3 protein-coding genes are annotated in these 10,186 nt (G+C 60.5%); 1 reads left to right on the forward strand and 2 read right to left on the reverse strand.

Going from position 1 to position 10,186, the window contains the following annotated elements; genetic code table 11:
• Positions 1–40 precede the first annotated feature (40 nt).
• Positions 41–3,079, forward strand: coding sequence for an efflux RND transporter permease subunit (locus EL26_RS13560; RefSeq protein ID WP_052036350.1), 3,039 nt, complete (start codon positions 41–43; stop codon positions 3,077–3,079).
• A 46-nt stretch (positions 3,080–3,125) separates the two neighbouring features.
• Here the strand turns inward: EL26_RS13560 and EL26_RS13565 are convergent, their stop codons facing one another.
• Positions 3,126–4,628, reverse strand: a complete 1,503-nt coding sequence (locus EL26_RS13565; protein ID WP_052036351.1) for a condensation domain-containing protein — start codon at positions 4,626–4,628, stop codon at positions 3,126–3,128.
• Positions 4,621–10,176 (reverse strand): type I polyketide synthase, encoded by a 5,556-nt coding sequence (locus EL26_RS13570; RefSeq protein ID WP_238546115.1) that lies wholly within the window; start codon positions 10,174–10,176, stop codon positions 4,621–4,623. The genes EL26_RS13565 and EL26_RS13570 overlap by 8 nt, the downstream gene beginning before the upstream one ends.
• Positions 10,177–10,186: the final 10 nt, after the last annotated feature.

Consider the following 10,186-nt stretch of genomic DNA (forward strand, 5'->3'; position numbering starts at 1 on the left):
TCCATATGAATGTTCGAGAAGAAAAGGAGTGAATTGGACTGTGACCCATTTAACACGTTTTTCGTTGCGCAACCCGATCGCCGTGTTCATCTTGGTGTTGCTCATCATCGTCGGCGGTGTCTACTCCACGACGAAGCTCAACCAAGAGATGATGCCGGACGTATCGCCGGCCGCCATCTACGTCAACGTGGTCTGGCCGGGTGCTTCAGCGCAAGAAGCTCTCAATTCCGTGACCAAGCCGCTTGAACGGGCCCTCAATAATGTAGAAGGTGTGCAAAAGCTCACCTCCAGCACCTCAGACTCGGTATCCTTCATCCGTTTGGAGTTCGACCTCGGCGTCGACCGCGAGCTGAAGAAAACCAAAGTCGAAGAAGCGGTTGCTTCTGTCCAATTGCCGGCGACGGCGATGGCTCCGAACATCATCAAGGGCGGTTCCAACACCGTGCCGATCCTGTTTGCGTCGCTCGTCCCGAAGGACGGCGTCTCGCAAGACGACTTCGAGAAGGAAGTTGTCGATCACGTCCTCCCGGCGATGAAGTCGGTGGGCGGCGTCGCTTCTGTCGACGCACAAGGTCTGAAGCAATCCAAGATCGTCATCGCCGTCGATCCTGAGAAATTGAAAGCGCAGAAAGTCACCTATCAACAAGTGCAACAGATGATTCAAGCTCAGAACGTCAACGCTCCGCTCGGTCAAGTCACCCTCAACAAAATGGACGAGACCGTCACGCTCAGCGGCGCGCTGACCACAATCGATCAAGTCTCCAACCTCACGCTGCGCCCGGACCTCAAGCTCCGCGACGTAGCGACCGTCTCCAACGTCAATTCCGCAGAAACGATCACCACCGTCGGCGAAAAGTCCGGCATCGCGATCTCGCTGATGAAAAACGCGGACGCCAACACCGTCGAAGTGGTCAAAGCTCTCAATGAAGAGATGAAGAACTACGACAAAGTGGAAATGAAGATGATCTGGGACTCTTCGGAACAGATTTCCGAATCGGTGTTCTCGATGGTGCGCGAAGGCGGCCTCGGCGCCGTGTTCGCGTCACTCCTGATCCTCTTGTTCCTGCGCAACTTCCGCGCCACGATCATCTCCATCGTTTCGATTCCGCTGTCCATCTTGATCACGTTGACGCTCTTGCAGCAGTTCCACATCGCGCTCAACTTGATGTCGCTTGCCGGGATGATCGTCGCGACCGGCCGCGTCGTCGACGACTCGATCGTCGTCATTGAAAACATCATGCGACGACTGCAATCCGAGAAGATGAGTTACGAATTGATCGTCGACTCGATCAAGGAAGTCGTCAAAGCGATCACGTCGTCCACGCTGACGACCGTCGCGGTCTTTGCACCGCTTGGCGCGCTCTCCGGCATGATCGGGATCGTGTTCGGTCCGTTCGCGCTGACCGTCGTGTTCTGCTTGCTCGCATCGCTCCTCGTCTCCGTCACCGTCGTTCCGATGCTGTCGTACCTGATGATGAAGAAATTCGGCTCCGCTTCGCATGAAGACCATGAAGGCGGCTGGGCGAAACGCTACAAAAAAGCTCTGCTCTGGTCGTTAAACCACAAAAAAACCGTGCTCCTCGCAGCGCTCGTGCTGCTCCTCGGCTCGGCTCCGCTGGCGATGACGACCGGCTTTACGTTCTTGCCGTCCGAGCAAAACAAAGTCGTCGGCTTGACGCTTACCCTGCCGCGCGGCACAGAACTGCAAGAGATTCAATCGTACTCGAAAGGCATCGACGAAAAACTTCGCCAAGACCCGCGCGTGGAAACGTCGCAGTTGACCGTCGGCGCTCCGAAAGGCAGCGGCAAGGAAGCGTCCGTCACCAACGTCGCCAACTGGATGGTGCTGCTCAAGAACGGCACCGACATCGTGAAGTTTATCGACGAGAAGAAACAAGAACTGAAACCGAACCGCGAATTCACCACGCTTGAACTGTTCCAAATCCCGAACGCCGCCAACGGCGCAGACGTGCAGATCGTCGTCAACGGCCCGACCCAAGAGGCGATCAAGAAAGCGGCTGAGAAACTCACCGACATCGTCAAAAACGTTCCGGGCACGGAAAACGTCAAAAACAACCTGCAGGAAGGCATCAAGGGCATCGAAGTCAAAGTCCGCCATGACGACGCGCTCGCACACGGCTTGACCTCCGGCCAAGCGCAACAGATGATCCGCCCGTACCTGTCCGATTCCCAAATCGGCGTGATCTCGGACGGCACGACGCAAGAAAACCTGTACATGCAACTGAAGCCGGGCAACGGCATCTCTTCCGTCGATGCGATCGCCAACCTCGAACTGATGGATGCGACCGGCAAAGTGTTCCAAGTCAAGGACATCGCCGATGTCAACGAAGTCGACCAACCGGGCGCGCTGCAACTGCTCAACGGCAACGAGTACGCTTCCGTCTCGGCGGGCATCATCGGCGAAGACAAGTCCAGCACCTCTTCCGCGATCAAAGACGCGCTGAAAGGCGTGCAACTCGAAGACGGCGCTTCCTACTCCCTGGGCGGCGCAAACGCGCAAATCGCAAGCATGGTCAAAGACATGATGATGGCGTTCTTGATCGCCATCGGCGCGGTCTACATCGTTATGGTCGTCACCTTCGGCGAAGGGAAAGCACCGTTTGCGATCCTCTTCTCCATCCCGTTTGCGCTGATCGGTTCGTTGCTTGGCATCAAGATTTCCGGCCAACCGATCTCGTTGCCGAGCATGATCGGCTTCCTGATGCTGATCGGGATCGTCGTCACCAACGCAATCGTCCTGCTCGACCGCGCGAAGCAAGAGATGGCCAAGGGCCGCTCGATTCGCGAGTCGCTGGTCTCCGCAGGCGGCGTGCGTCTGCGCCCGATCTTGATGACGGCCATCGCGACGATGTTCGCGATCCTGCCGCTGACGATCGGCTTCGGTTCCTCGATGGTCATCTCGCAAGGCTTGGCGGTCGTCGTCATGGGCGGTCTGATCTCTTCGACCTTCCTGACCCTGTTCATCGTTCCGGTCATGTTCGAGATTCTGCATCGCAAACAAGTGAAACAAGAACGCCAAAACACCGGCAAAGCGAACCTGAAATCCGCACAAGCGTAATGAGAAGAGCCCCCGCCAAACGGCGGGGGCTTTTTTTGGTGCATTTTTATTCCAGAGCGTCGAACAGTCCGAGAGCGGCGACGATGTCGATTTCGGCAGCGGAAATCGTGTCGATCTCGGCGAGCGCGAGGTCCGGGTTCTCCGCGACGGCGCGCAAGATGTTGCCGTACTGTTCGGCAAACAGGCGGATCGTCTCTTCTTCGAAGAGATCGGAGTTGTACTCGAACGTGCACCAGATCACGGTGTCGGAAGTGCGGACAGACAGCGAGACATCGAACTTCACCGCTTGGTGGTCGATCAGCTCGTACTCCATCTCCAAGTCGGAGAGCCGGATCGGCACAACGGTTTTGTTCAAGTTGAACATGGTTTGAAAGATCGGGGGATGTCCCGGCACGCGCTCCGGTTGCACGGCGTCGATCACGCGCTCAAACGGCACATCTTGGTGTTCGAACGCTTCCATCGTGCGCTCGCGCACTTGTTTGAGCAGGTCGCGAAAGCTCATGTCGGCCGACAATTGACTGCGCAGGGTCAGCGAGTTGATGAACGCGCCGATGGAGCCGTGCGTCTCCGGCGCGTTGCGCCCGGAGATCGGGAAGCCGACGAGGATGTCTTCGAGTGCGGTGTAGCGGTAGAGCAGCGTTTGGTACGCCGCCATCATCGTCACAAACAGCGTGACTTCTTCGCGGCGGCTCATCTCTTGGATGCGCTCCGGCAGGCCGTCGGAGAAAAACAGGTTGAAGTGCCGCCCGGAGAACGTGCGGATCGCCGGACGAACGGTGTCGATCGGCAGTTCCAAGACCGGGAGCGGACGCTTCAGTTTTTCTTGCCAATAGGAGACTTGCTTGTCGACGCGCTCCGGCGTCAGGTAGGCGCGTTGCCAAGCGTCGTAGTCGATGACGTCCGCTTGCACGGGCGGCAGATTCACCGCGCCGCCCTGCTTGAGCGTTTCGTAGATCGTCGCCACTTCCTGAACGAACACACCCGTGGACCAACCGTCAAACACGCTGTGATGCACGGCGACGGCCCAGAGGTGTTCGTCTGCCGAGAGCCGCAGAAGTTTCGTGCGAATCAGCGGCAATTGATCGAGTTGGAACGGCTGCGAGCAGACTTCAACGGCGAGGCGTTGCTCTTCGGCTTGCCGTTCCCCTTGCGGCAAATCGGACAAATCGACGAGCGGGACGGGCAGATGGAGAGCAGGGGCCAACCGTTGCACCGGTTGCCCCTCCTCGTTGAGATGAAACGTCGTGCGCAGCGCTTCATGGCGCGCGATGACGGTGTTTAGGCTTTGTTCCAGCAGGTGTACTTGCAACTTCCCCCGAAAGCGCAGCCCGACCGGGATGATGAACGCGGCGTTGCCGGGCTCCAATTGGTCGGACCACCACATGCGGGCTTGCGTGGGAGACAGTTCATACGCGTCTTGGTTGCGCGGCACGCGAGGGATCGTGGAAGATCCCTCGTTCGCCGCTTTGTTGCGTTTCAGTTGTTTCTCCAGCAACTCGCGCTGTTTGGGCGACAGTGTTGCCAGCTTGGCTTTTAACTTGTCATTCATGTTCGCTCACCGCCGAATTTTGCAACAGTTCCAGCACGTCGTCTTCGTCCAGCTCGCCAAGCTCTGCCAGCAGTTCTGCCAGTTCTTCGTCTTCGCCCAGTTCCGCCGCGCCGATCATCTGGTCTTGCAGCGATGCCGCCAGTTCGGAAATCGTCGGGCCTTTGAGCAGTTCGACAACCGCGAGTTTGACTTGCAGGGCTTTTTCCAGCGAGACGCGCAGTTCGATGGCGAGCATCGAGTCGAGACCCAGCGAGTTCAGCGGTTGGTCGGCCGTCAACGTGGAGCGGTTCAAGCGCATGACGTGCGCGACCACGTCTTGGAGGTGCTCTTCGAGCATCGCGAGACGCTGTGCGTCGTCCGACGCGCCCTTCCACTGTTCCAGGAAGTTCACGTCGTTACCGACCTCTTGGCTTTCGTTTCCTTCGCGGCATTCGGCGGCGATGTCGACGATCATCGCCGGAGCGAAACCGCCCGGGTAGTTGTTCTGGGCGACGACGTCCCACTTGGCAATCGAGACGGTCACGTTCGGGTTTTCGTTTTGCAGCAGGTGGCCGAACGCTTCCAGACCTTTTTCCGGCGAGAATTGGTACATGCCGCGGCGCTCGAAGAACTCGATCAAGTCGAGCTTGGTCGCCATCCCGACTTCCCCCCACGGCCCCCAGTTGATGCTGAGCCCCGGCAAGCCTTGCGCTTGGCGGTCATACGCCAGCGCGTCGAGGAAGGCGTTGCCCGCCGAGTAGTTCGCTTGCCCCGGCGAGACGACGACGGCCGCCAGCGACGAGAACAGGACGAAGAAGTCGAGGTCGTGATGGCGGAAGTATTGGTGCAAGTTCCACGAACCGAACACTTTCGGGCGCAGGACGTTGCTGAGATCGTCCAGCCCCATGTTGAGGATCGTTTGCGGGACGGAAACGCCCGCGGAGTGGATCACGCCGCGAATCGCCGGCCAGCCTTCCGCTTCAAACTGCGCGAGGCGGGCAAACAGGTCTTCGCGGTTCGACACGTCGCAGCCGAGGACGTGAATGCCGGCGCCGAGCGCTTCCAGTTCCTTCACGGCGGCGATGCGTTCGCCGACACGGCTGTCGCGCTCAATCTGCGACCACGTGTTGCGCGGCGGGAGGTCTTCACGACCGAACAGAATCAAACGGCGAGCACCGTTTTCGATGGCGTAGCGGGCGATCTGCAAGCCGAGACCGCCGAATGCGCCGGTGATCAAATAGCTGGCATCGGCGCGGAACTTCGGCGCCATCGGCAAGGTCACGTCCTGTGTGAAGACGACGCGGACGATGTAGCGCAGCCCGTTGCGGAATGCCACTTGGTCCTCTCTGATTCCCTTGGAGACCAGGTAGAGTTCCGCTTCGATCTCCGCCGCGTCCGCCGCCGCGTCGATCGTTTTTCCGTCGAGATCGATGATGCCGCCCCACAGTTCCATGTGCTCTTGGTGCCCGAGAACGCGGGCGAGACCCCACAGGGGCGCTTGCGCCACGTTGAGACGGTCTTGCGTGCCGAAGACCGGCTGCGAACCGCGCGTGACGAGCCACAGGCGCACATCGTCTTTCAATGCGGCTTGAGCCAGCGATTTGACGAGCAGGAGTACCGACGCGGAACCGAGCCGTTCCGCTTGGGCGAGGTCGTCGTTCGTCAGTTCGCCGCCGGTTGCGGCGTCCACGCTCCAGAGGTGCACCACGCCTTTGCACGCCACCCCTTGCGCGGCGATCCATTGCATCAGCTCGCGGTAATCGTCCGCAGAGGTCGGGTTCAAGCGGGCTGCGCCGTTTTCTTGGCTCCAGCTGTCTCCGCGCTCGACTTGCAGAACTTTTTCACCGCGTTTCAAAAGGGAAGCTGCCAGTTCACGGCCGACGCCTTGAGCGTCTTGGAAGACCACCCAGAGACCCGGTGCCTCCGCTGCGCTCTCTTCCGCGACCTCGCGCTCTTGCGCTTTCCATGCCAATTCGTTGAATCCGATGTTGCCGCCGCCGCTGCCGTGCGAATCGTCCTTGAGCGAGCGGGCGATGCAATCGCGGATGAGGATCACCAGTTCCCCACGATCATTGACGAGGCAGATGTCGCCTTTGAGGATCGTGTCGGTCTGCTCGGTGATGCGGGCGTGAATCCACATATCGGGAGTCATCGCGCCGTTGCGGGCGTAGGTGTTGTTCATCGCGGTCGGCATGTAGACGGAGCTCTCTCCGTCGTTGAACGGCAGCGCGGCTGCGAGCACTTGGAAGCAGAGGTCGAGCATCGCCGGTTGCAACGTGAATTTGTCGAGGTCCGGGAGCAGGGATTCGTGCACGGCCACCTTGGCAAACGCTTCGTCATCGCCTTGCCAGAGCTGTTGAATGCCTTGGAACGTCGTGCCGTATTCCAGACCCAGCGTGCGGAAGTGACGGTAGCATTGTTCCTTCGGCACTTCGCGGTGGAAACGCGCCTGAAGGCTGTCCAACGGTTCGGTCGGTTCGACGAGATGCTTGGCGGGGCGCACGTTGCCTTTGGCGTGCAACACCCACTCCCCGTCTCCTTTCGGCGAGGAGAAGATGCCGACGGAACCGTCTTGCTCGTTGTAGTGCGTGCGCAGTTTTACGGTTTCTTCTTCGCCTAGGAACAGCGCTTTTTGGAACTCGATGTTCGAACCGACGACCCCGTGATAGTTCTTGCCAAAGTGTCCCCAAACCGCTTGGACCATCATCTCCGCGTACGCCGCGCCCGGATAGACGACGGTGCCTTGAATTTGGTGGTCGATCAGCCACGGCAAGTTGTGCACGTCGGCGTCCGTCTCCCACATCGGGTGCGGAGCGGTCAACGTGCGGGTGAACATCGGCGAGAGGTCTTCGCCCAGACGGTCCGCTTTCGAGCGCGCCGACTCATGCCAGCAACGCTCTTTCTGCCACGGGTAGGTCGGGAATTTCACGCGCTTGCCTTGCGGATAGAACGCGTCCCACGCCGGGTTGATGCCTTGGGTGTACAGGCCGCCGAGCGCTTCGAGCAGCTGCGGCAGTTCCGGCTCGTTGCGGCGCAGCGAGGTCAGGACGACGCCCTGCTTGTCCGCCAAAGTCAGGCATTCCCGAATCGAGGACGCCAAGACCGGGTGCGGCCCGACTTCGACGAACACGCGGTAGCCGTCTTCGATCATGCGGCTCATCGCGTCGGCGAAGTAGACCGGCTCGCGGTTGTTGCGCCACCAGTAGTCCGCGTTCAGCTCCGGCCCGGTGATGAAGCCGCCGGTGACGGTCGAATAGAGCGGGAACGCCGTCTCTTGCAGTTGGACGTTGCCCATCGATTCATAGAATTCGTCCTTGAGCGGTTCCAAGTAGTGGCTGTGGTACGGCACTTTCCCGTTCAGGAAGCGGCAGAACACTTGCTGTTCTTGGAGCGGCTCGACGATCTTCTCCAGCGCTTCCGGGTCGCCGACGAGCGTGACGGAGCTCGGGGAGTTGATCGCGGCAAACGAGACGCGGTCTTCATAACCCGCCATCGCTTGCTTCGCCTGCTCCATCGGCAGGCCGATCGCGACGAGGCGGCCAAGGCCTGTGGTTTTTTGCTGGAGGCGGGAGCGGTGGTAGATGAGGCGCACCGCTTCGTCGAGCGTCATCGAGCCCGCTTCGTACGCAGAAGCGACTTCGCCCGCGCTGTGCCCGATGATCGCGTCAGGCTGGATGCCCCAGGAGCGCCAGAGCGAGGTCAGACCGACTTGGATCAAGAAGTTCGCCGGTTGCGCGACTTCCGTTTCGATCATGCGGGAGTCTTCCTCGGACTTCAGCATTTCTTCGAGCAGCGACCAGCCGGAGAGCGCTTTGAATTTGGCGTCGATCTCCTCGGCGACGGCACGGAAGACCGGCTCTTGCTTCAGAAGTTGGTGACCCATCGCCCACCATTGCGGGCCCATGCCGGTGTAGACGAACGCGAGCTTCGGCGCGCCTCCGCGCGGAACGGTGCCGAGCGTCAAGCCCGGCGCCGCCTCCCCTGCTTGCACGATCGCGAGTTTGTCGATCAACTCTTGCTTCGACGAAGCGACGACCGCCAGACGGGAGTTGTGCTCCGCGCGGTGATGAGTCAGCGTGTAGCCGAGGTCGGTGAGGGACATGTCCTTTTTTTCCAAGGCGGTTTGGAGGTCGGCGGCGAACGCGGTGACCGCTTTTTCGGTGCGGGCGGAGAGCGGGATGAGAACCGGCTTTTCGATTTCCGCCGTTTCATCTGCCGTTTCCGCCGCTGCGTCTGCCGCTTTGCGGGCGGCGATCGCCGAGTCCGCGTCTTGGAGCACGGCGTGCGCGTTGGTGCCGCCGAAGCCGAACGAGTTGACGCCCGCCAGGCGCGGGAGTCCGTGCGTGTCCGGCCACGGAGTGTGCGTAAGCGGCACGACCAAGTTCATCGCGTCGAAGTCGATTTTCGGGTTGACGTTTTTCAAGTGCAGGTGCGCCGGGATCTCGCCGTGTTTCAGAGCGAGTGCGGCTTTGATCAGACCGGCGACGCCCGCCGCCGCTTCGGTGTGGCCGAAGTTGGTTTTCACCGACGCGATGTAGCAGGGACGGTCTGCCGGGCGGCCTTCCTTCAACACGTTGCCGAGCGCGTTGGCTTCAATCGGGTCGCCGACCGGCGTGCCGGTGCCGTGCGCTTCGAGGTATTGAATTTCGTGCGGTTGCACGCCGGCGCGCGCCAGAGCTTCCCGCACGAGCTCTTGTTGCGCGTCGCCGCTCGGGACGGTCAAGCCTTCGCTGTGGCCGTCTTGGTTGCAGGCGGTGCCGCGAATCAGCGCGTAGATGTCGTCGCCGTCGGCGAGCGCTTGTTCAAAGGGCTTCAGCACGACGACGCCTGCGCCTTCTCCGCGCACGTAGCCGTTGGCGCTGTCGTCAAACGTTTTGGAGCGTCCCGTCGGCGAGAGCATGCCCGCTTTCGATTCGGCGATCGTGATGTTCGGCTTCACCATCACGTTGACGCCGCCGACGACGGCGAGATCCGTTTCGCCGTTCAGCAAGCTTTGCACCGCGAGATGCACGGCGACCATCGACGACGAGCAAGCGGTGTCGACCGCGACGGACGGGCCGCGGAAGTCGAACACGTAGGACAGGCGGTTCGCCAGCAACGTCATCATCGCGCCCGTCGCGGTGTGCGATTCGATGATGCCTTGGTTGCTGTCGGCAAATTGCAGCGCTTGCCAGTCCAGCGTAAAGCCGCCCATGAACACGCCGGTGCGCGATCCTGCCAGCTGTTCCACGATCATCCCGGCGTCTTCGAGCGCTTCATAGGTCGTCTCCATCAAGAGGCGTTGCTGCGGGTCGAGCAGCGCGGCTTCGCGCGGCGAGATGCCGAAGAACCCGGCATCAAACTGGTCGATGCCGTCCACGAATCCGCCCCACTTCGTATACGTCTTGCCTTCTGCGGAACGGTTCGGATTGAAAAAGTGCTTGCCCCAGCGGTCGGACGGCACTTCGGTGATCGCGTCTACGCCGTTTTTCAACAGGTTCCAATAGGCCTCCGGGGAGTTAGCACCTCCGGGGAAACGGCACCCGATCCCGACGATGGCGATCATCTCTTGGTTTTGAGTGGCTTTCAAAAAACTCTCC

Origin of the sequence: Tumebacillus flagellatus (assembly GCF_000714935.1) — a bacterium.
Classification (GTDB): domain Bacteria; phylum Bacillota; class Bacilli; order Tumebacillales; family Tumebacillaceae; genus Tumebacillus; species Tumebacillus flagellatus.